At 68.7% G+C, this 20,835-nt stretch carries 16 protein-coding genes; 9 read left to right on the plus strand and 7 right to left on the minus strand.

Annotated elements, in window-relative coordinates:
- Positions 1–3: 3 nt before the first annotated feature.
- Positions 4–1,704 carry an apolipoprotein N-acyltransferase gene (lnt, locus tag H0X91_RS08570; RefSeq protein WP_006497374.1) on the plus strand — a complete coding sequence of 567 codons (1,701 nt, stop codon included), beginning with the start codon at positions 4–6 and terminating at the stop codon, positions 1,702–1,704.
- A 72-nt stretch (positions 1,705–1,776) separates the two neighbouring features.
- Here lnt and H0X91_RS08575 read toward each other — a convergent pair whose 3' ends face one another.
- A complete protein-coding gene (locus H0X91_RS08575) occupies positions 1,777–3,423 on the minus strand; it encodes a hypothetical protein (protein WP_080330698.1) in 1,647 nt (548 codons plus the stop codon).
- A gap of 283 nt (positions 3,424–3,706) precedes the next feature.
- Here H0X91_RS08575 and glyQ point away from each other — a divergent pair, with 283 nt between their 5' ends.
- Genes glyQ through H0X91_RS08600 form a run of 5 tightly spaced genes read left to right on the plus strand, consistent with a single transcriptional unit; the run spans position 3,707 to position 9,148 of the window.
- Positions 3,707–4,711 carry a glycine--tRNA ligase subunit alpha gene (glyQ, locus tag H0X91_RS08580; RefSeq protein WP_006488593.1) on the plus strand — a complete coding sequence of 335 codons (1,005 nt, stop codon included), beginning with the start codon at positions 3,707–3,709 and terminating at the stop codon, positions 4,709–4,711.
- A gap of 22 nt (positions 4,712–4,733) precedes the next feature.
- Complete coding sequence (glyS, locus tag H0X91_RS08585) at positions 4,734–6,833, plus strand: glycine--tRNA ligase subunit beta (RefSeq protein WP_006488597.1); 2,100 nt, start codon at positions 4,734–4,736, stop codon at positions 6,831–6,833.
- A gap of 10 nt (positions 6,834–6,843) precedes the next feature.
- Positions 6,844–7,407, plus strand: coding sequence for a D-glycero-beta-D-manno-heptose 1,7-bisphosphate 7-phosphatase (gene gmhB / locus H0X91_RS08590; protein ID WP_006488591.1), 564 nt, complete (start codon positions 6,844–6,846; stop codon positions 7,405–7,407).
- Between the two features lie 43 nt (positions 7,408–7,450).
- Complete coding sequence (locus tag H0X91_RS08595) at positions 7,451–8,215, plus strand: lysophospholipid acyltransferase family protein (protein WP_006488592.1); 765 nt, start codon at positions 7,451–7,453, stop codon at positions 8,213–8,215.
- A gap of 45 nt (positions 8,216–8,260) precedes the next feature.
- Positions 8,261–9,148, plus strand: a complete 888-nt coding sequence (locus tag H0X91_RS08600; protein ID WP_034201389.1) for a M48 family metallopeptidase — start codon at positions 8,261–8,263, stop codon at positions 9,146–9,148.
- Positions 9,149–9,256: 108 nt separating this feature from the next.
- Here the strand turns inward: H0X91_RS08600 and gloA are convergent, their stop codons facing one another.
- Entirely contained in the window at positions 9,257–9,640 is a 384-nt protein-coding gene (gene gloA / locus H0X91_RS08605) for a lactoylglutathione lyase (RefSeq protein WP_006477863.1), read from the minus strand.
- Between the two features lie 342 nt (positions 9,641–9,982).
- Here gloA and H0X91_RS08610 point away from each other — a divergent pair, with 342 nt between their 5' ends.
- Positions 9,983–10,918, plus strand: a complete 936-nt coding sequence (locus H0X91_RS08610) for a DMT family transporter (RefSeq protein ID WP_058901796.1) — start codon at positions 9,983–9,985, stop codon at positions 10,916–10,918.
- 86 nt (positions 10,919–11,004) lie between these two features.
- Here the strand turns inward: H0X91_RS08610 and rsmA are convergent, their stop codons facing one another.
- The 4 genes from rsmA to H0X91_RS08630 are packed head-to-tail and all read right to left on the minus strand — an operon-like array spanning position 11,005 to position 16,639.
- Positions 11,005–11,832: a 16S rRNA (adenine(1518)-N(6)/adenine(1519)-N(6))-dimethyltransferase RsmA gene (gene rsmA / locus H0X91_RS08615; protein WP_058901797.1), complete on the minus strand. Its 828-nt coding sequence runs from the start codon at positions 11,830–11,832 to the stop codon at positions 11,005–11,007.
- 47 nt (positions 11,833–11,879) lie between these two features.
- Positions 11,880–12,869, minus strand: coding sequence for a 4-hydroxythreonine-4-phosphate dehydrogenase PdxA (pdxA, locus tag H0X91_RS08620; protein WP_006491615.1), 990 nt, complete (start codon positions 12,867–12,869; stop codon positions 11,880–11,882).
- An 11-nt stretch (positions 12,870–12,880) separates the two neighbouring features.
- On the minus strand, positions 12,881–14,239 hold the full coding sequence (locus tag H0X91_RS08625; protein ID WP_034178516.1) for a peptidylprolyl isomerase: 1,359 nt from the start codon (positions 14,237–14,239) through the stop codon (positions 12,881–12,883).
- Between the two features lie 51 nt (positions 14,240–14,290).
- Positions 14,291–16,639 carry an LPS-assembly protein LptD gene (locus tag H0X91_RS08630; protein WP_196432953.1) on the minus strand — a complete coding sequence of 783 codons (2,349 nt, stop codon included), beginning with the start codon at positions 16,637–16,639 and terminating at the stop codon, positions 14,291–14,293.
- A 224-nt stretch (positions 16,640–16,863) separates the two neighbouring features.
- Between H0X91_RS08630 and H0X91_RS08635 the strand changes: the two genes are divergently transcribed.
- Positions 16,864–17,913 carry an aminoglycoside phosphotransferase family protein gene (locus H0X91_RS08635; RefSeq protein ID WP_034201384.1) on the plus strand — a complete coding sequence of 350 codons (1,050 nt, stop codon included), beginning with the start codon at positions 16,864–16,866 and terminating at the stop codon, positions 17,911–17,913.
- A gap of 22 nt (positions 17,914–17,935) precedes the next feature.
- A complete protein-coding gene (gene murU / locus H0X91_RS08640; protein ID WP_012492416.1) occupies positions 17,936–18,658 on the plus strand; it encodes an N-acetylmuramate alpha-1-phosphate uridylyltransferase MurU in 723 nt (240 codons plus the stop codon).
- 205 nt (positions 18,659–18,863) lie between these two features.
- Here the strand turns inward: murU and H0X91_RS08645 are convergent, their stop codons facing one another.
- Positions 18,864–20,735, minus strand: a complete 1,872-nt coding sequence (locus tag H0X91_RS08645) for an ABCB family ABC transporter ATP-binding protein/permease (RefSeq protein ID WP_077189721.1) — start codon at positions 20,733–20,735, stop codon at positions 18,864–18,866.
- Between the last annotated feature and the right edge of the window lie 100 nt (positions 20,736–20,835).

Below are 20,835 nucleotides of genomic sequence, written 5' to 3' on the forward strand. Positions count from 1 at the left end.
CACATGGACGATCCGATCCCGTCCCGCCCGGCTGGCGGCCTTCTCGCGCCGGCCCCCGGCCGCGCGCTGCCGCGCTGGCATTATCCGGCCGCGCTGCTCGCCGGCGCCGCCAATACGCTCAGCTTCGCGCCCACGCCGCACGGCGGCTGGCTGCAGCTCGTCGTATTCGTCTGGTTTTTCGCACAGCTGACGCGCACGTCGAGCTGGCGCGGTGCCGCGCTCACCGGCGGCGCGTTCGGCTTCGGCAACTTCATCAGCGGCGTCTGGTGGCTCTACATCAGCATGCACGTGTACGGCGAGATGGCCGCGCCGCTCGCGGGCGGCGCGCTCGTGCTGTTCTCGCTGTACCTGTCGCTGTACCCGGCGTTCTCGGCCGGGCTGTGGTCGTTCTGCGCGGGCCATGCGTGGCATCGCCGCGCGCCCGACCCGCGGCCGTTCTCGCCGACCTGGCACGGTGCGTTTGCGTTCGCGAGCGCGTGGGCGCTCGGCGAATGGCTGCGCGGCACCGTGTTCACCGGCTTTCCGTGGCTCGGCAGCGGCTACCCGCAGGTCGACGGCCCGTTCGCCGGCTTTGCGCCGGTGGTCGGCGTGTACGGGATCGCGTGGGTGCTCGCGCTGTTCGCCGCACTGGTCGTGCAGGCGCTCGTCGCCGCGCGTCCGTCGCCCGTGCGTGACAACGGAGCCGGTGCATCCGGCGGCAACGCCCGCGTGCGCGTCGCCGCGCCGGCCGGCATCGCCGTCGCACTCGTCGCGGCCGGCCTCGGACTGTCGCAGGTCACCTGGACCGTGCCCGCGAACGCGCCGCTCACCGTGCGGCTGCTGCAGGGCAACGTGAAGCAGGACATCAAGTTCGAGCAGGAAGGCATCGACGCAGCGATCAAGATGTATCAGCAGATGATCGTCGAGAAACCGGCCGACCTGATCGTCACGCCCGAGACCGCGATCGCGGTGATGATCCAGGAGCTGCCCGAACCGTTCGCGGTCGCGATCCGCAAGTTCAGCGACACGACCGGCTCGGCCGTGCTGTTCGGCGCGGTCGGCGCGTCGGTGACCGAGGACGGCCACTACGTCGACTACACGAACAGCCTGTACGGCGTGACGCCGAACTCGCGCGACATCTATCACTACGACAAGCACCACCTCGTGCCCTTCGGCGAGTTCATTCCGTGGGGCTTCCGGTGGTTCGTCGACCTGATGAAGATGCCGCTCGGCGACTTCGCGCGCGGCGCGCCCGTGCAGAAGCCGTTCCTCGTGCACAACCAGCCGGTGATGGCCGACATCTGCTACGAGGACTTGTTCGGCGAGGAAATCGCCGCGACGATCCGCGACAACCCGCAGCCGCCGGGCGTGCTCGTCAACGTCACGAACCTCGCGTGGTTCGGCGACACGATCGCGCTCGACCAGCACCTGCAGATCGCCCGGATGCGCTCGCTCGAAACGGGCCGGCCGATGCTGCGCTCGACCAACACCGGGATGACGGCCGCGATCGACGCGCACGGCCGCGTGCTCGGCCAGTTGAAGCCGTTCACGATCGGCTCGCTCGACGTGCGGATCGAAGGCACGAGCGGCTTCACGCCGTACGTGACGAGCGGCAACAATATCGTGCTCGCGGTGTCGCTCGTGTTGCTCGCGTTCGGCTTCACGTTCGGGCCCGGGCTGCGGCGACGCAACGGCCGCAAGCCCGGCGACGACGAAGCGGCATGATGCAGCGGGCCGCTGCCGCGCGCGGCGGCCCGTGACCACGAACCGGCCGGCCGCTCAGGCGGGCCGGGACGATCAGTTCGATCGATCCTGTTGCGCCGGCTGCGCGGCAAGGCCGCGCAGATCGCGGCTCACTTCCTCCATCACCGGCGCCCACGCGCCGAACGTCGGCTGCCGGTACAACGTCGCGGTCGGATACCACGGGCTGTCCGCGCGATCGAGCAGCCACGGCCAGTGCGGATTCACGTCGAGCAGCACCCAGGTGCGCGCACCGAGCGCGCCGGCCAGGTGCGCGACCGACGTGCACACGGTGATCACGAGATCGAGCGCGCCGATGAACGCGGCCGTATCGTCGAAGCTCTTCAACTCGGCCGTGTAGTCGTCGATCGCAAAGCCCGCCGCGCGCGCGGCGGCGACATCCGCATCCGCACCCGGCTGCAGCGAATAGAACGCGACGCCGTCGATGCCGCGAAACGCGTCGGCATAGCGCTCGAGCCCGACGCGCCGGAACGGATTGCGCTGATGGCCCGCGCTGCCCGTCCACACGAGCCCGACCTTCAGCCGGCCATCGCCCGCGAGCCGCGCGCGCCATGCATCACGTGCGCGTGGTTCGGCCCGCAGGTAAGGCACCGACGCGGCGAGCGTCGACGCCTCCATCCCGAGCATCAGCGGCAGGCCGATCAGCGGCACTTCGTAATCGAATGCCGGCAGCGCGTCGATGCCGCCGCCCGCGCCGAACACGTCCGCGTGCGCGCCGAGACTGCGCTGCATCAGCGTGCCGAGCGCCGGAAACGTATTCCACGCGAGCCGGCCGCCTTCGCGATGCACGCGTTCGGCGAGCGGCACGACGAAGCGGCAGAACTGCAGCACGTCGCCGAGCCCCTGCTCGCCCCACACCAGCAGCGTCTTGCCGGCGAGCGGCTCGCCCTGCCAGCGCGGGCCCGGCAGCGCCGGCCGGCGGCCGCGCAACTCGCCCGCGCCGTCCCAGCGCGCCTCGTGGCCACGCCAACCGGCCGCGTGGTTGCCACGCACCAGCTGGATGATCGCGAGATTGAAGCGGAACGACGCATCGTCGGGCGCGAGTTCGCAGGCGCGCGCCGCATGGCGCTCGGCCTCGTCCCAGCGCTGCGCCTCCTTCATCGCCATCGCGACGTTGTTCATCGCGAGCGCGTTGTCGGGCGCGAGCTCGACGAGCCGCGCGGCGCACGCGAGCGCACCGTCCAGGTCGTGCGTCGCGATCCGCGCGACGACGAGGTTGATCCATGCCTGCACGTCCCGCGGATCGTGCTGCACGGCCGCGTCGAGCAACGCGATCTCTTCCGCGCGATCGGCGCCCGACAAGCGCAGCGCGATCGCGAGGTTGTTGCGCAGCGACGGCCAGCCGGCATCGATCGCGAGCGCCGCGCGGTACGGCGCGACCGCGTCCGCGTGACGGCCGGCCATCTGCAGCGCATAGCCATGGTTGAAGTGTGTGGCCGCGCCCGGCTGCACGCGCACCGCGCATTCGGCGAGCGCGAGCGCGTCGGCCGTGCGCTGCCGCGCGACGAGCGCCGTCGTGAGCCGCACGAGCGCGTCGGCATCGACCGCATGCAGATGGGCGGCGGCGGCCAGCCACAGCTCGTGCGCGGGGCGCTCGCCGCGCGCCTGCGCGTCGGCGGCCTGCCCGAGCAGCGCGAGGAACGGCGGAAGCAGCGGAATCAGAATGTCGGTCGGTTCGTCCATGCAATCGGCATCGGCAAGCGGTGACGCGGCACGCGTGGCGCGCCGCAATACGCGCATCTTACCGCCCGCGCGCCGCGCCGCGGCAGGGGCGCCGCGCGCGTGCGCGCAGGCCGCGGGAGCGGTGCGGCGATGCCCGCATCGGCGTTCCGGCCGCATCCGGTCGCCGATCCGGTAAAATTACGCGTTTCAGCACACTAACAAGCCGCGCCGCCGCGCGAGCCGACCCTCCGGGCCCGCCCGGAGCGCCGTCCGCAACGGAGCGCCAGCGCCACGAAGGCTCTTCATGCTTACGTTTCAGCAAATCATCCTGACGCTGCAGTCCTACTGGGACAAGCAGGGTTGCGCCCTGCTCCAGCCCATCGACATGGAAGTCGGCGCGGGCACGTCGCACGTCCACACGTTCCTGCGCGCGGTCGGCCCCGAGCCGTGGCGCGCCGCGTACGTGCAGCCGTCGCGCCGCCCGAAGGACGGCCGCTATGGCGAAAACCCGAACCGCCTGCAGCACTACTACCAGTACCAGGTCGTGCTCAAGCCGGCGCCGGAAAACATCCTCGACCTGTACCTCGGCTCGCTCGAGGCGCTCGGCTTCGACCTGAAGCAGAACGACGTGCGCTTCGTCGAGGACGACTGGGAGAACCCGACGCTCGGCGCGTGGGGCCTCGGCTGGGAAGTGTGGCTGAACGGGATGGAAGTCACGCAGTTCACGTATTTCCAGGAAGTCGGCGGGCTCGAATGCAAGCCGGTGCTCGGCGAGATCACGTACGGCCTCGAGCGCCTCGCGATGTATCTGCAGAAGGTCGAGAACGTGTACGACCTCGTGTGGACCGAGTGGGAAGAGCAAGGCCCGAACGGCCCCGAGCTGCGCCGCCTGTCGTACGGCGACGTGTACCACCAGAACGAGGTCGAGCAGTCGACCTACAACTTCGAGCACGCGAACGTCGACCTGCTGTTCACGTTCTTCAACAGCTACGAAGCGGAAGCGAAGAAGATGATCGACGCGCAGCTCGCGCTGCCCGCGTACGAACTCGTGCTGAAGGCCGGCCACACGTTCAACCTGCTCGACGCGCGCGGCGCGATCTCGGTGACCGAGCGGGCCGCGTACATCGGCCGCATCCGCGCACTGTCGCGTCTCGTCGCGCAGGCTTACTACGACTCGCGCGAGAAGCTCGGCTTCCCGATGCTCGGCAACCCGCCGGGCGTGCCGGGCCTCACCACCGACGCCCAGGACGCCGCCCAGCCGGCATGGGCGCCGCCGCTCAAGGTCGAACGCAAGATCGATCAGGTCTGACGAGACGAGATTCAATCCAACCATGACGCACAATCATCCCGCCCCCCTGCTCGTCGAACTGCTGACCGAAGAGCTGCCGCCGAAGGCCCTCGCGCGCCTCGGCGACGCATTCGCCGAAGGTCTCGCGCAACGCCTCGCGGCGCGCGACCTCGTCGAAGGCGAACTCGTGTTCGAACGCTACGCCACGCCGCGCCGCCTCGCGGTCGTCGTGCAGAACGTGCGCGCCGTCGCGCCTGACCGGCAGGTCCGCGAAAAGGTCCTGCCCGTGTCGGTCGCGCTCGACGCCGAAGGCAAGCCGACGGCCCCGCTCGCGAAGAAGCTCGCGGCGCTCGGCCACCCGAACCTGTCGATCGCCGATCTCGAGCGCGCGCAGGACGGCAAGGCCGAAGCGTTCTTCATCAATTACTCGGCGGCCGGCGCCACGCTCGCCGACGGCCTGCAGGCCGCGCTCGACGAGGCGCTCGCGAAGCTGCCGATCCCGAAATTCATGACGTACCAGCGCCCGGACGGCTCGGACGTGAAGTTCGTGCGCCCGGTGCATCGCCTGACGGTGCTGCACGACGACCGCATCGTGCCCGTCACCGCGTTCGGCGTCGACGCCGGCGACACGACGCTCGGCCACCGCTTCCTGTCCGACGGCCTGGTCGCGATCCAGCACGCCCGCGCGTACGCCGACACGCTGCGCGACAAGGGCCGCGTGATCGCGCACTTCGCCGATCGCCGCGAAACGATCCGCACGCAGCTGAACGAACATGCGAACGGCGACACGGTCGTGATGCCCGAATCGCTGCTCGACGAAGTCACGTCGCTGGTCGAATGGCCGGTCGTCTACCCGTGCCGCTTCGAGGACGAATTCCTGCAGGTGCCGCAGGAATGCCTGATCCTCACGATGCAGACGAACCAGAAGTATTTCGCGCTGACCGACGTCGCCGGCAAGCTGCGCTCGCGCTTCCTGATCGTGTCGAACATCGAGACGAAGACGCCGGGCGAGATCATCGAGGGCAACGAGCGCGTCGTGCGCCCGCGCCTCGCCGATGCGAAGTTCTTCTTCGAGCAGGACAAGAAGAAGCCGCTCGCCGACCGCGTGCCGCAACTCGCGAACGTCGTCTATCACAACAAGCTCGGTTCGGCGCTCGCCCGCGTCGAGCGCCTCGAGGCGCTGGCCGGCGAAATCGCCCCTGCGATCGGCGCCGACACCGCGCACGCGAAGCGCGCCGCGCGCCTCGCGAAGGCCGACCTGCTGACCGACATGGTCGGCGAGTTCCCGGAACTGCAGGGCACGATGGGCACGTACTACGCGCGCCACGACGGCGAAGCCGACGACGTCGCGCTCGCATGCGCCGAGCACTACCAGCCGCGCTTTTCCGGCGACGCACTGCCGACCACGCCGGTGTCGACCGCCGTCGCGCTCGCCGACAAGCTCGAAACGATCGTCGGCATCTGGGGCATCGGCCTCGCGCCGACCGGCGAGAAGGATCCGTTCGCGCTGCGCCGCCACGCGCTCGGCGTGCTGCGCCTGCTGCTCGAAAAGCAGCTGCCGCTCGATCTCGTCTCGCTGCTGCGCACGGCCCATGCACGCTTTAACGGCGTGCCGGGCGTCGCCGAATCGACCGACGCGATCTTCGCGTTCTTCATGGATCGCCTGCGCGGCCTGCTGCGCGAGCGCGGCTATTCGGCCGGCGAAATCGACGCGGTGCTGAGCCTGAATCCGACGCGCATCGACGATCTCGTCGCGCGTCTCGACGCGGTGCGCGAATTCACGCGCCTCGCGGAAGCCGAAGCGCTCGCGGCCGCGAACAAGCGGATCTCGAACATCCTGAAGAAGTCGGAAGGCGGCGCGAACGGCGCGGTGCAGCCGACGCTGCTCGTCGAGGCCGCCGAGAAGGCGCTGCACGAACAGCTCGCGGCCGTCACGCCGCACGTGCAGTCGCAGCTCGAGGCGCGTGCATACACGGGCGCGCTGTCGGCGCTCGCCGCGCTGCGCGCGCCGGTCGACACGTTCTTCAACGACGTGATGGTCAACGCGGAAGATCCGGCCCTGCGCGCGAACCGTCTCGCGCTGCTGTCCGCGCTGCACCAGCAGATGAACTGCGTCGCCGACATCTCGAAGCTCGCCGCATAAGGGCCGCCCGATGCCGACCAGCCCCAACCGAAAGCTCGTCGTCCTCGACCGGGACGGCGTGATCAACGTCGATTCGGACGCGTTCATCAAGACGCCCGACGAATGGATCGCGCTGCCCGGCAGCTTCGAGGCGATCGCCCGGCTCAACCACGCGGGCTACCGCGTGGTCGTCGCGACCAACCAGTCCGGCATCGGTCGCGGGCTGTTCGACATGGCCGCGCTCAACGAGATGCACCTGAAAATGCATCGCGCGGCGGCCGCGGTCGGCGCGCGCATCGACGCGGTGTTCTTCTGCCCGCATACGGCCGAAGATCATTGCGACTGCCGCAAGCCGAAACCCGGCATGATGCAGATGATCGCCGAGCGCTTCGAGATCGATCCCGATCACACGCCGGTCGTCGGCGATTCGCTGCGCGACCTGCAGGCCGGCGTCGCGGTCGGCTTCCAGCCGCACCTCGTGCTGACCGGCAAGGGCAAGAAAACGCTCGCCGCGGGCAATCTGCCGCCCGGCACGAAGGTCCACGACGACCTGCGCGCGTTTGCGCTCGATTTTCTTTCACACGAACACGAGTGATGCGGCTGCCGCGCGCATCCTCCCCAACGCCAGACTCACGCCGATGCGCTTCGTCCGCTCCCTGCTGCTGCTGATCTACTTCATCCTGTACACGGTGCCGTACGCCACCGCGTGCTTCATCGCGTTTCCGTTCATGCGCCCCGACGCGCGCTACTGGATGGCGGCCGGCTGGTGCAAGTCGACGCTGTGGGTCGTGCGCTGGCTGAACGGCATCCGCTACCGGATCGAAGGGATGGAAAACCTGCCCGACGGCCCGGCCGTGCTGCTGTCGAAGCACCAGTCCGCGTGGGAGACGCTCGCGTTCCCGGCGCTGATGCCCAAGCCGCTCTGCTACGTGTTCAAGCGCGAGCTGCTGTACGTGCCGTTCTTCGGCTGGGCGCTCGGGCTGCTGCACATGGTCAACATCAACCGCAAGGAAGGCAAGAACGCGTTCAATTCGGTGATCCGCCAGGGCAAGAAGCGCCTGTCGGAAGGCGCATGGATGATCATGTTCCCCGAAGGCACGCGTACGCCGGTCGGCAAGCAGGGCAAGTACAAGACGGGTGGCGCGCGCTTCGCGATCGAAACCGGCACGCCGGTCGTGCCGATCGCGCACAATGCAGGGCGGGTGTGGCCGCGTAACTCGTTCACGAAATTCCCGGGCGTCGTCACGGTGTCGATCGGCAAGCCGATCGCGAGCGAAGGGCTGACGCCCGATGCATTGAACTCGCAGGTCGAAGCATGGATCGAAGCGGAAATGCGCCGCATCGATCCCGATGCGTATCGTCAGGCGGGCAACGCCGGCACACGCGACGCCGCGCGCGCCTGAAGCCCCGGATTGCAGCCGTTGCGTACGACAAAAAGAAGCGAACTGATGAAACAGCGTCCGCGGCCACGGCCTGCCGTCGTGGCCCTCGATCATCGCCAGATGGATCTGCCGCTCTTCGACGGGCCGGCCGCGGCGCCGTCGGCGCCCGCCGCCCCGCCGGCGCCGCCTGAAGTCGCACCCGCCGCACCGCTCGATCCGGGCCCGGCGCCCGATCGCTCGCGCGTGCGCACGTTCGCGCTCGACAGCCGCGTGCTCGAATACCGGCTGAAGCGCTCGGCGCGCCGTACGATCGGCTTCACGATCGACGGCAGCGGGCTGTCGATCACCGCGCCGCGCTGGGTCACGCTCGCCGACATCGAAGCGGCGATCGCGGAGAAACAACGCTGGATCTTCGCGAAGCTCGCGGAGTGGAAGACGCGCACCGAGCAGCGCGCGCTGCCGCAAATCGACTGGCGCGACGGCGCGCAGCTGCCGTATCTCGGCAAGACGGTGACGATCGCGCTCGGCGCGGGCGCCGTCGCGTTCGATGCCGATGCGCTGCGGCTGTCGCTGCCGCTGCCCGTGCAGGCCGACATGCAGCAGATCAAGGATCGCGTGCAGGGCTGGCTGCAGGGCGAAGCGAAACGCATCTTCGGCGAACGCCTCGTCGTCTACGCGGAAAAGCTCGGCGTCACGTATTCGATGTATGCGCTGTCGTCGGCCGCGACGCGCTGGGGCAGTTGCTCGAGCGACGGCAAGATCCGCCTGAACTGGCGGCTGATCCATTTCCCGATGTCGATCATCGACTACGTCGTCGCGCACGAGCTGTCGCACCTGCGCGAGATGAACCACAGCCCGGCCTTCTGGCAGACCGTCGAATCGATCTTCCCCGAGTTCCGCGAAGCGCGGCATACGCTCAAGCATCATCCGCCCGAGTTGCTGCCGTCGCTTTGACGCGCGCGGCTTCGGCTCCAACGAAAAAGGGCGATGCGGATTACCCCGCATCGCCCTTTTTCGCTGCCGCGGCGCACATCGCACGCCGCGGCCCGGTTCATCCCGCGCTTACTTCTTCTGGATGAACTCGATCTTGTAGCCGTCCGGATCCTCGACGAACGCGATCACGGTCGTGCCGTGCTTCATCGGGCCTGCCTCGCGCGTGACCTTGCCGCCTTGCGCCTTGATCTTCTCGCAGGCCGCGTACGCATCGTCGACCGCTACCGCCAGATGGCCGAAGCCGTTGCCGAGATCGTAGGACGGCGTCTCCCAGTTATGGGTGAGTTCGATCACGGTGCCCGTGCTCTCGTCTTCGTAGCCGACGAACGCGAGCGTGAACTTGCCTTCCGGATAATCCTCGCGACGCAGCAGCTTCATGCCGAGCAATTCGGTGTAGAACTTGATCGAGCGGTCGAGATCGCCGACTCGCAGCATCGTATGCAGCAAACGCATGTGTTGTACTCCTGTGGGGACTTTCCAGAACCGGAAATTCTACCGGAGACGGGTGAATTTCGCCGGGGGCGCCCCGCCCGGCGCACGGCCGAGGCGGCACATCGGTTGACCCGACGCAAGCGCAACGGCAGAAAACGTCACACTCCGGCCCGCCCGACCACCGCGCCGATCGGGTAACATCCTTCCACTTCGCACCAAAAGCGGGCATGCGTCCCGCCGCCCGACCGCGACCACCCACTCTTCCCTACCCCACACTGCCGTGCGAAACCGCCGATTCGAGCGCGCCGGACGCGCCGCCCGCCTGACCTCGCCGCCGTCATACCGGACCCGCGAGGCGCGCCGATGACCGCGCTTGCCGCCGCCCCCGTGCGCCGCGCGCTCGATACGCGCGCGGTCGGCCTGATGCTGCTGCTGTGCGCGATCTGGGGCTTCCAGCAGGTCGCGATCAAGAGCACGAACGCCGCGATCGCACCGATGTTCCAGGCCGGGCTGCGCTCGGTGATCGCGGCGGTGCTGCTATGGGGCTGGGCCCGCACGCGCGGCACGCCGCTGTTCCAGGCGGACGGCACGTTCGGCGCGGGGCTCGCCGCCGGCGCGCTGTTCGCCGGCGAATTCATCTGCGTGTTCTTCGGACTGACGCTGACGAGCGCGTCGCACATGGCGATCTTCCTGTACACGGCGCCGTGCTTCACCGCGCTCGGCCTGCACCTGTTCGCCCCGGGCGAGCGGCTGCAGCGCACGCAATGGGCCGGCGTCGGTCTCGCCTTCGCCGGCATCGCGCTCGCGTTCGCGGACGGCTTCCTGAAGCCGCGCGCGGCCGGCGCATCCGTGCTGGCCGGGCTCGCCGGCGACGCGCTCGGGATCCTCGGCGGCGCGATGTGGGCCGCGACGACGGTCGTCGTGCGCTCGACGGCGCTCGCGCGGGCCAGCGCGAGCAAGACGCTGTTCTACCAGCTCGCGGTATCGGCGGTCGTGCTGGTCGCGCTCGCCGCGCTGTCCGGCCAGATGTCGTTCGCGCACGTGACGCCGGTCGCGCTGGCGAGCCTCGCGTACCAGTCGGTGATCGTCGCGTTCGTCAGCTACCTGTCGTGGTTCTGGCTGCTGACACGCTACAGCGCGTCCCGGCTGTCCGTGTTCACGTTTCTGTCGCCGCTGTTCGGCGTCGCGTTCGGCGTGTTGCTGCTCGGCGAATCGGTCGGCTGGCGCTTCATGTCCGCGGCCGCGCTCGTGCTGACCGGCATCGCGCTCGTCAACGCGCCGCCGCGCCGGCGGGCGTGACGACCGACGCGAGATGCGCGGGCAATAAAAAAGGCCGCCGGTCAGGCAGCCTCTTCGATACAGCCGGTGGGCGCGCGCGACCCGCGTCATCCGGCCTTGCGCACCGCCGCAAGCGCCTGCGCGACGCCGACGTACTCCGCCACGCTCACGTCCTCCGCACGGCGCGCGAGATCGAAGCCGAGCGCGTCGAAATCGATCGTCTCGCGGTAGTCGCCGAGCGTATTGCGCAGCATCTTGCGGCGCTGCGAGAACGCGGCGGTGACGATTTCGCCGAGCAGCACGGGATCGACGTCCGGCAGTTCGTGCGGCTCGTACGGAATCATCCGGACGATCGCCGAATCGACCTTCGGCGGCGGCTGGAACGACTCCGGCGGCACGTCGAGCATCTTTTCCATCACGTAGCGGTACTGCAGCATCACCGACAGCCGCGAAAACGCCTTCGTGCCCGGCTCCGCGACCATCCGCTCGACGACTTCGTTCTGCAGCATGAAATGCTGGTCGACGACCGCATCGGCGAACGTCATCAGATGAAACAGCAGCGGGCTGGAAATGTTGTACGGCAGGTTGCCGACGATCCGCAGCGACGGCTTGTCGCCGGGCGCCGCGAGCGAGCGGAAGTCGAATGCGAGCGCATCGCCCGCGTGCAGTTCCAGCAGCGCGCCGAAGCGTTGCTGCAGGCGCCCGATCAGGTCGCGGTCGAGCTCGACCGCGTGCAGCGGCGACTCGGGCGTCGCGAGACGCTCGATCAGCGGCTCGGTCAGCGCGCCGAGCCCGGGCCCGATCTCGACCATCCGCTGGCCGCGCGCGGGGCCGATCGTCGCGACGATCGAATCGATCACGCCGTGATCGACGAGGAAGTTCTGCCCGAAGCGCTTGCGCGCGAAATGGCCTTGGTGCTGTCTGCTGTTCGACATCGACTGAGTAAAACGAAAAATACGACGAATGGGGTAAGCCGGCAGCGTCAGGCTGCGCGGCGATGGCGCGCCATCGTGACGGCCGTATCGAGCGCGGCGATCATGCTGCCCGGATCGGCGCGGCCCGTGCCGGCCAGATCGAGCGCGGTGCCGTGATCGACCGACGTGCGGATGATCGGCAGCCCGAGCGTCACGTTGATGCCCTCGCCGAACGTCGCGTACTTCAGCACGGGCAGGCCCTGGTCATGGAACATCGCCAGCACGCAATCGGCATCGGCCAGATGGCGCGGCTGGAACAGCGTGTCGGCCGGATACGGGCCGCGCGCATCGATGTGTTGCGCATGCGCACGGGCCAGCGCCGGCGAGATCACGTCGATCTCCTCGCGGCCGAGATAACCGTTCTCGCCCGCGTGCGGGTTCAGGCCCGTCACGAGGATGCGCGGCGTGGCGAGACCGAAGTCACGCCGCAGGTCGCGATCGATGATCGCGAGCGTCTCGACGAGCCCGTCGATCGTCAGCGCGGCCGATACGTCCTTCAGCGGCAAGTGGGTGGTCGCGAGCGCGACACGTAGCGGCCGCTGGCCGGTGCCGGCCAGCATCATCACGACGCGCGGCGTATGCGTGCGCTCGGCCAGGTATTCGGTATGGCCGGTGAACGGCACGCCCGCATCGTTGATCGTGCTTTTCTGCAGCGGCGCGGTGACGATCGCGTCGTACCGGCCCGCCAGCGCGCCGTCGATCGCCGCGTCGAGCAGCCCGAGCACGTAGCGGCCGTTCGCCGCGTCGAGCTTGCCCGCCTGCGCGGGCACGGCCAGCGCGCGATGCGCGACCGACACCTGCGCGCCGCCGGCCAGCGTGGCCGGGTCGATGCCGACCGCCGCGGCCCGCGCGTCGAGCAACGCCGCATCGCCGAGCACGGTGAAATGCGCGTCGGGCCAACGCTGCGCGGCGTCACGCAGCGCCTGCACGGTCAGCTCCGGGCCGACTCCCGCGGGTTCGCCGGTCGTGATCGCGATCTGCAGCGCGGGCGTGGTCATTCGATGCTCGCTCAGTTCGCCGGGCCGACGCCGCCGATCTTGTACTGCACGTACGACGAATCGCGCAGCTCGCGCAGCCAGTCGGCGTAGGCCTGTTCGGCCTTGCGCTGGCCGATCGCCTGGCGGGCGATGTCCATCTGCTGCTGCACCGACCCTTCCGCTTCGCGGCGGTTCAGCACCTGGATCAGGTGGTAGCCGTACTCGGTACGAATCGGCTGGCTGATCTGGCCGTCCTGCAGGTTGTTCATCGCACGCTCGAATTCCGGCACGGTCTCGCCCGGGCTGATCCAGCCGAGATCGCCGCCCTGCGACGCCGACCCGTCCTGCGAGTAGGTGCGCGCGAACTTCGCGAAATCGCCGCCGGCCTCGACCTGGTTGCGGATGTCAACGAGTTGCTGACGCGCCTGGCCTTCCGACTTGCCTTCGCCGACGCGCAGCAGGATGTGGCGCACGTGCGTCTGGACGATCTTCGGCGCCGCGGCGCTCGCGCCCTGGCTCTGGCGGCGATCGACGAGGCGCACGATCTCGAAGCCGTCCGGCACGCGGATCAGCGTCGGGTTGACCTGGCCCGGGCGCAGCTTCGACGCGGCCTCGACGACGTCGGCCGGCAGCGCGCTCGGCGACTTGAAGCCGAGATCGCCGCCCTTCTTCGCGTCGTTCGCTTCGGAGTTGTTCTTCGCGAGCCGCTCGAAATCGGCGCCCGACTTCGCCTGCTGCAGCAGCGCTTCCGCCTTCTTCTGCGCGGCTTCGATGTCGGCCTGCGGCGCGTTGGTCGGCGCCTTGATGAAGATGTGCTGGAAGCGCAGGTCCTGCTGCTGCGACGCGTTCGGCCCGCGCTGGCTCGCGATGTAGTTCGCGACCTCGGCGTCCGACACCGTGATCTTGCCGTCGACCTCGCGCTCGCGCAGCTTCGACAGCGTCAGCTCGGTGCGCGCGTCGTTCGTGAAGATGCTCCAGGGCACGCCTTGCGCCTCGAGACGCGCGCGGTACTGGTCGAGCGTCATCCCGTTCGCCTGCGCGAGACGCTGCAGCGTGGCCTGCACGGTCGCGTCGTCGACACGGATCCCGTCATCCTTGGCCTTCTGCACCTGGATACGTTCGAGCACCATCTGGTTCAGCACCTGCCCGCGCAGCTGGTCGGCCGGCGGCACCGGCGCGTTCTGCTGCTGCAGCCGGCGCGCGATCAAGCCGACACGCTGGTCGAGTTCACGGCCCGTGATCACGTCGTTGTTGACGACCGCGACGACTTCGTCGGCGAGCTGCGCACCTTGCGAACCGAGCGCCTGCGCCGCGGCCGGCGCGGCGGCGAGCAGCGCGGCGGACGCGGCAAGGCTGGACACGACTGCCGCGAAACGAAGGGTTTTCTTCATTGCCACTGAAACTCCATTGAAATCGTGCTGACCGGTGCAGACATGCCGGCGTTACTCGTAGTTGCTGAAGCGGGACATCGGCGGCAACGGCGTGTAGCCCGGCACCCCGGCGCGGAACGCGGACACGAGGCCGTTGTCGACGGTCGACAGGCCCTTGAGCGTCAGCTGCATCATGAATCGCGTCGACGAGTTCTGCTGTCCCGACGTATTGATGCCGTTCGCAAATCGCTGGACCCCGACCCCGAGCGCCCAGCAGTCCGCGTCGTATTGTAAGCCGACCAGACCGTCGACCACGCGATCTCCGGCGAGGTCGTAGTTGAAACGGCCGATCGCATACAGGCGGCGCGTGAGCGGCCATTGCGCGGACACCAGGAACTGGTTGATCGGCTGGTTGTCGAGCGTGGTGTTCGCGCGCGTATAGCGGTAGCCGACGTTGATCACGCGGCGCTCGCCCGGGCTGTAGCCGAAACCGACGCTCGACTTCACGAGCTGGTTGTTGTTCTGGTTGTACTGGAACGCCGTTTCCGACATGAAGCCCGAGCCGAGCTTCAGCGCGGCGCCGACGATCAGGTCCGAGTGGCGCGCCAGCACGGCGCTCTGCCCCGGCGTCAGCGTGACGCGCTGATCGGCGAAGTAGTACTGCTGCGCGATCACGAAGCGCGCGCGCTCGTCGCCGGTGCGCGGATCGATGAAGCGCGACGTCAGGCCGGCCGTGATCCGGTTCGCATCGGCGATCCGGTCGTTACCGACGAACGTGTTCGGCTGGTAGATCTCCGCGAGGCCGAAGTCCGATTCCGCGGTGTCGAACAGCGGCGCGTTCGACTGGTCGCGATACGGCGTGTACACGTAGTACAGGCGCGGCTCGAGGGTCTGGATGAAGTCCTGGCCGAACAGGCGCACCGAACGGTCGAAGATCAGGCCCGAATCGACGCTCACGGTCGGGATCGACTCGGTGAAGCGCTTCGGGTTGTTCGGCGTGGTCGACGACAGGTAGCCCAGGTCGTACGACGCGAAGTGATACTGGACCTTCGGCACGACGAAGTAGCCGGGGCCGTACACGCCGTACGAGATGTACGGGTTGAAGACGATCCGGTCGCCCTGGGTCGCATCGGCGGTCGTGATGCGGAACCGCGAATAGTCGGCTTCCGCGCCGAAGTCGAAACCGCCGACGTTGTACTTCGTGTACTTCACGTTCAACTGCGGCTCGCGGCTGTACGGCGCGATCGACGGCGGCAGCGTCTGCCAGTGCTGGTAGCGCGCGAGCACCGACCACGGGCCGTTGTTGTACGTGAGGCCGGCTTCCTGCTGGTACAGCGTCTGCGTCCCGTTGACGAACTGGTTCGTCGACCCGAGGTCTTCCGGATACGTGTTGTCCGAGACCTTGTTGAAGTAGACGTAGCCGCCGAAACCGCCGCCGAAATTCTGCTGGTGCTGCCAGTAGATCGCATAGCGGTTGCGGTGCGCGAGCCGGTCATCCGGCAGGTAATTGGCCGTAAACGTGCCCGAATACGACGGCGACAGGTAGCGGAACGTCGCCTCGGTCATCACGCCGCGCCGCGAGATGATGCGCGGCGTGAGCGTCAGGTCGCGGTTCGGCGCGATGTTGAAGTAGTACGGCAGCGACAGCTCGAAGCCGTTGTTCGAGTTCATCGAGAACGTCGGCGGCAGCAGGCCGCTGCGCCGCTCGCCCGACAGCGGGAACGTCATCCACGGGCTCGCGAAGATCGGCACGCCCTGGAAGAACAGCACGCCGTTGCGCGCGGTGCCTTCGTCGGCGCCCGTATCGAAGTCGAAGCGGCTGCCCTTGATGTACCACGCGGGGTTCGTCGAGCACTGGCACGCCGTATACGTGCCGTTGACGAACACCGAGCGCTCGTTGTCGACCATGTCGACGCGCTCCGCGCTACCCGACCCGCCCGTCACGTTGAAGTGATACTTCGGCGCGGTCATGAAGCCCTGGCTCGCCTCGATCTTCATGTGCGCCTCGGGGCCCGCGAACGACATCCCGCCATTGACCACCTTGACCTGGCCGTACGCATCGGCCATGTCGGTATCCTGATCGTAGTGGATCGCGTCGGCCTTCACGACGGCGTCGCCGCGCCGCAGCTCGGCGGAGCCCTTCGCGGCGAGATCCTGCTCGGCGGTGCCGCTCGTGTGGTCGGCGATCACGAAGGCGGCCGGCTTCGCGCCGTCCTTCAGCGGATGATCCTCGAGCTGGGGTGCGAGACGCAGATCCCACGGCGAGTCGAGCGGCTGCGGCTGCGCAGCCGCGCCCGACAGCTGCGCGTACGACACGGCCGGCACGAGGCCGGGCACGGCCAGGAGCGCGAGCGCGAGCCGCCGTTTGCGCGGCGCCCCGTCACCGGGGAAAACATTCGGGAATAGCGGTTTGGGCGGCATCTATCGTTTGGCGAATCGCCCCTTGTCAACCGCGCCTGCACGGCACCTTCGCGCGCGGCGGGCCGCGCCGTCGAGCCGCGACTGCGGCTCTTCGCAAACCGGGGAGGCGATCGGGCGGACGGCGCGACAGGCGGCGGGCCTGCACGGCGGAAGCTGACGCGGGGGCGCGTCAAAAAAGTCGTGGGGTATTATATGGCAAGACGTTCCCCCCTCCGCCGAGTTTCATGACGCCCCCATCCGCCGCATCCCAGCCCGACGCCCGCCTCGAAGCGCTCACCGCGTGGCTGCACCCGCTCGCCGGGCGCTACGCCCTCGATCTGTCGACCCTCGCGCCCGCGTCGTCGGACGCCAGTTTCCGCCGCTATTTCCGGGTCGCGTCGGCCACCAGTGCCGGCGGCACGCTGATCGCCGTCGATGCGCCGCCGCCCGAGAAATGCCGCGAGTTCGTCCAGGTCGCGCAGCTGCTCGCCGCGGCCGGCGACCACGTGCCCGACGTGCTGGCTCACGATTTCGACGCAGGCTTCATGCTCGTGACCGACCTCGGCCGCACGTCGTACATCTCGGTGCTCGACCCGGCCGACCCGGCCGCCGCACGTCCGCTGATGCGCGCCGCGCTCGATGCGCTGATCCGCTTCCAGCTCACGTCGAAGCCCGACGTGCTGCCGCCGTTCGACGAAGCGTTCCTGCGCCGCGAAATGGAGCTGCTGCCCGAATGGTTCGTCGGCCGCCACCTCGGCAAGCCGGTCACCGACGCGATGCGCGGCACGCTCGAGCGCACCTTCGCGCTGCTGGTCGCGAGCGCGCACGCGCAGCCGCAAGGCTTCATGCTGCGCGACTTCATGCCGCGCAACCTGATGGTCTGCGAGCCGAATCCGGGCGTGCTCGACTTCCAGGACGCCGTGTACGGGCCGCTGACGTACGACGTCGTGTCGCTGCTGCGCGACGCGTTCATCAGCTGGGACGAGGAGTTCGAGCTCGACTGCTTCGCGTACTACTGGGAAAAGGCGAAAAAGGCCGGCCTGCCGGTCGATCCGGATTTCGGCGAGTTCTACCGCCAGCTCGAATGGATGGGGCTGCAGCGCCATATCAAGATCCTCGGCCTGTTCGCGCGCATCAACTATCGCGACGGCAAGCCGCATTACCTGAACGACCTGCCGCGCTTCCTGACCTATGCGCGCAAGGTCGCGCTGCGCTATCGCCCGCTCGTGCCGTTCGCGAAGCTGCTCGACGAGCTCGAGGGCAATGCGCCGGCCGACGTCGGCTATACGTTCTGACCGTCCCCACACCCAGTCGAACATGAGCACTACCCTGACCACGGCGATGATCTTCGCCGCCGGACGCGGCGAACGGATGCGCCCGCTGACCGACACCCGCCCGAAGCCGCTGCTCGAAGCCGGCGGCAAGCCGCTGATCGTGTGGCAGATCGAGGCGCTCGCGCGGGCGGGCATCGAGACCATCGTGATCAACCACGCATGGCTCGGCGAGCAGCTCGAGGCCGCGCTCGGCGACGGTTCGCGCTGGGGCGTGCGGATCGCCTATTCGGCCGAGGGCGACGCACTGGAAACCGCCGGCGGCATCGCGCAGGCGCTGCCGCTGCTGGAGCGCGACGGGCAGCCGGCCGTGTTCGCGGCGGTCAGCGGCGACGTGTATTGCGCGTTCGACTACCGGACGCTCGCGCCGCGCGCGGCCCGGATGGCCGCGCTCGACACGCCGGCGATGCACCTCGTGATGGTGCCGAACCCGCCGTTCCACCCGGCCGGCGACTTCGCGCTCGGCGACGATGGCCGTCTGGCGCTCGACGGCGCCGCGCGCTTCACGTTCGGCAACATCGGCCTGTACGACACGCGGATGTTCCGCGACCTCGCGCCCGGCACGCGGCGCGCGCTGACGCCGTACTATCGCGCGGCGATCGAAGCCGGCCACGCGAGCGGCGAACTGTACGAAGGCATCTGGGAGAACGTCGGCACGCCCGCGCAGCTCGGCGAGCTCGACGCGCGGCTGCGCGCCGCCGCGGGCTGATCGTCTCGTGGCCGGGCGCCGGTCGTCGGGTAGCCGGCGCGGCGCCGATGGCCTGACGGGCCAATGAATGCCCGGCCGAGCCCGGATCACGTGCCCGCGGGCATCCGCCCGGTCACCCGACCGGGACGCCGCTACACCGCCCGCTACCGGACGGACGCCCACCATCCATTCCCGCCGCCCGCCGTGTCGCGCGGCGCCTGCGCGCTCACGCGGCCTCGGCCTCTTCCCCGCCAGCCGCCGCGCGCTGCTGCTGCAGCGCCCACATTTGCGCATACAACCCGTCGGCGCGCACAAGTTCGTCGTGCGTGCCGCGCTCGACGATCCGCCCGTGGTCCATCACGAGGATCTGCTGCGCGTGCACGACCGTCGACAGCCGGTGCGCGATCACGAGCGTCGTGCGATGCCGCGCGATCTGGTCGAGTTCGTGCTGGATCGCGCGTTCCGAGCGCGAATCGAGCGCCGACGTCGCTTCGTCGAACAGCAGCACCGGCGGGTCCTTCAGCAGCGTGCGCGCGATCGCGACGCGCTGCTTCTCGCCGCCCGACAGCTTCAGCCCGCGCTCGCCGACCGGCGTGTCATAGCCCTTCGGCAGACTTTCGATGAAGTCGTGGATGTGCGCGGCGCGCGCGGCCGCGACCACCTCGTCGCGGGTCGCGGTCGGTCGCCCGTACGCGATGTTGTAGTAGATCGAGTCGTTGAACAGCACGGTGTCCTGCGGCACGATCCCAATCGATGCGCGCAGCGATTCCTGCGTGACGTCGCGGATGTCCTGGCCGTCGATCCGGATCGCGCCGCCCGCCTGCCGGTCGAGATCGTAAAAACGGAACAGCAGCCGCGACAGCGTCGATTTCCCCGACCCGCTGTGGCCGACCACCGCGGTCGTCGTGCCGGCCTCGATCGTAAACGTCACGTCGTGCAGGATCGGCCGCGACGGCTCGTACGCGAAGTTCACGTGCTCGAAGCGCACCTGCGCGCCGGTCACCGCGAGCGGCGGCGCATCGGGCCGGTCGGCCACTTCCTTCGGCGCGGACAGCAGCCCGAACATCCGGTCCATGTCGGTCAGGCTCTGCTTCAGCTCGCGATAGACGACGCCGAGGAAATTCAGCGGAATGTACAGCTGCAGCATGAACGTGTTGATCAGCACGAGATCGCCGAGCGTCAGCTTGCCCGCGAGCACGCCCTGCGTCGCGCGCCACAGGATGAACACCAGCCCCGTGCCGATGATCGCCTGCTGGCCGAAGTTCAGCACCGACAGCGAGTTCTGCGAGCGGATCGCGGCCTTCCGGTAGCGCTTCAGGTTCTCGTCGTAGCGCTGCGCTTCCCATTCCTCGTTGCCGAAGTACTTGACCGTCTCGTAGTTGATCAGCGAATCGATCGCCCGCGAGTTCGCGCGCGAATCGAGCTCGTTCATCGTGCGGCGGAAATGCGTGCGCCAGTTGGTGACCTTCACGGTGAACACGATGTACGTGACGAGCGCCGCGAACGTCACGTACGCGTAGTAGGCCTCGTACTTGACGACGAAGAAGCCGAGCACGAGCCCGACCTCGACGAGCGTCGGCAGGATGCTGTACAGCGAATACGAAATCAGCTGCTGGATGCCGCGCGTGCCGCGCTCGATGTCGCGCGACATGCCGCCCGTCTGGCGTTCGAGATGAAACCGCAGCGACAGCCCGTGCAGATGCCGGAACACCTGCAGCGCGAGCTGGCGCACCGCGCTCTCGGTGACCTTCGAGAACAGGATTTCGCGCAGCTCGGTGAACAGCGACGTCGACAGCCGCACGAGCGCATACGCGACGACCAGCAGCCCGACGCCGCCCGCGAGCACGATGCCGGCCGACTGTTCGGCACGGCCGAGCGCGGTGAGCTGCTGCACGTAGGACAGGTGGTCGACGATGCGCTTCATCACGACCGGCACGCCGAGGTTCGCGACCTTCGCCCCGATCAGGCAGCCGAGCGCCAGCGCGACGCGCCATTTGTAGGTGGTCAGGTACGGCAGCAGCGACCGGACGGTCTGCCAGTCGTTGCGTGGCCCGGTCGAAGCCGGCGCGGGCTCGCCGGAAGCGGGAAATCGGCGCATGGGGAAGGATTGCGCGGCGGTGCCGGATCCGTTTTCCGACGGCCGGCTCGCGCGCTTTCTCGTACAATTTGTGAACGTTGTATTGTCGCAGAAGCCGCTT

Source organism: Burkholderia sp. 9777_1386, from assembly GCF_015712265.1.
Taxonomy (GTDB): Bacteria; Pseudomonadota; Gammaproteobacteria; order Burkholderiales; family Burkholderiaceae; genus Burkholderia; species Burkholderia cenocepacia.

What these genes read in the sequence shown, in the direction of transcription:
- lnt (WP_006497374.1), top strand. Translation starts at nt 4, where the DNA reads ATGGACGATCCGATCCCGTCCCGCCCGGCTGGCGGCCTTCTCGCGCCG.
- H0X91_RS08575 (WP_080330698.1), bottom strand. Translation starts at nt 3,423, where the DNA reads ATGGACGAACCGACCGACATTCTGATTCCGCTGCTTCCGCCGTTCCTC.
- glyQ (WP_006488593.1), top strand. Translation starts at nt 3,707, where the DNA reads ATGCTTACGTTTCAGCAAATCATCCTGACGCTGCAGTCCTACTGGGAC.
- glyS (WP_006488597.1), top strand. Translation starts at nt 4,734, where the DNA reads ATGACGCACAATCATCCCGCCCCCCTGCTCGTCGAACTGCTGACCGAA.
- gmhB (WP_006488591.1), top strand. Translation starts at nt 6,844, where the DNA reads ATGCCGACCAGCCCCAACCGAAAGCTCGTCGTCCTCGACCGGGACGGC.
- H0X91_RS08595 (WP_006488592.1), top strand. Translation starts at nt 7,451, where the DNA reads ATGCGCTTCGTCCGCTCCCTGCTGCTGCTGATCTACTTCATCCTGTAC.
- H0X91_RS08600 (WP_034201389.1), top strand. Translation starts at nt 8,261, where the DNA reads ATGAAACAGCGTCCGCGGCCACGGCCTGCCGTCGTGGCCCTCGATCAT.
- gloA (WP_006477863.1), bottom strand. Translation starts at nt 9,640, where the DNA reads ATGCGTTTGCTGCATACGATGCTGCGAGTCGGCGATCTCGACCGCTCG.
- H0X91_RS08610 (WP_058901796.1), top strand. Translation starts at nt 9,983, where the DNA reads ATGACCGCGCTTGCCGCCGCCCCCGTGCGCCGCGCGCTCGATACGCGC.
- rsmA (WP_058901797.1), bottom strand. Translation starts at nt 11,832, where the DNA reads ATGTCGAACAGCAGACAGCACCAAGGCCATTTCGCGCGCAAGCGCTTC.
- pdxA (WP_006491615.1), bottom strand. Translation starts at nt 12,869, where the DNA reads ATGACCACGCCCGCGCTGCAGATCGCGATCACGACCGGCGAACCCGCG.
- H0X91_RS08625 (WP_034178516.1), bottom strand. Translation starts at nt 14,239, where the DNA reads ATGAAGAAAACCCTTCGTTTCGCGGCAGTCGTGTCCAGCCTTGCCGCG.
- H0X91_RS08630 (WP_196432953.1), bottom strand. Translation starts at nt 16,639, where the DNA reads ATGCCGCCCAAACCGCTATTCCCGAATGTTTTCCCCGGTGACGGGGCG.
- H0X91_RS08635 (WP_034201384.1), top strand. Translation starts at nt 16,864, where the DNA reads ATGACGCCCCCATCCGCCGCATCCCAGCCCGACGCCCGCCTCGAAGCG.
- murU (WP_012492416.1), top strand. Translation starts at nt 17,936, where the DNA reads ATGAGCACTACCCTGACCACGGCGATGATCTTCGCCGCCGGACGCGGC.
- H0X91_RS08645 (WP_077189721.1), bottom strand. Translation starts at nt 20,735, where the DNA reads ATGCGCCGATTTCCCGCTTCCGGCGAGCCCGCGCCGGCTTCGACCGGG.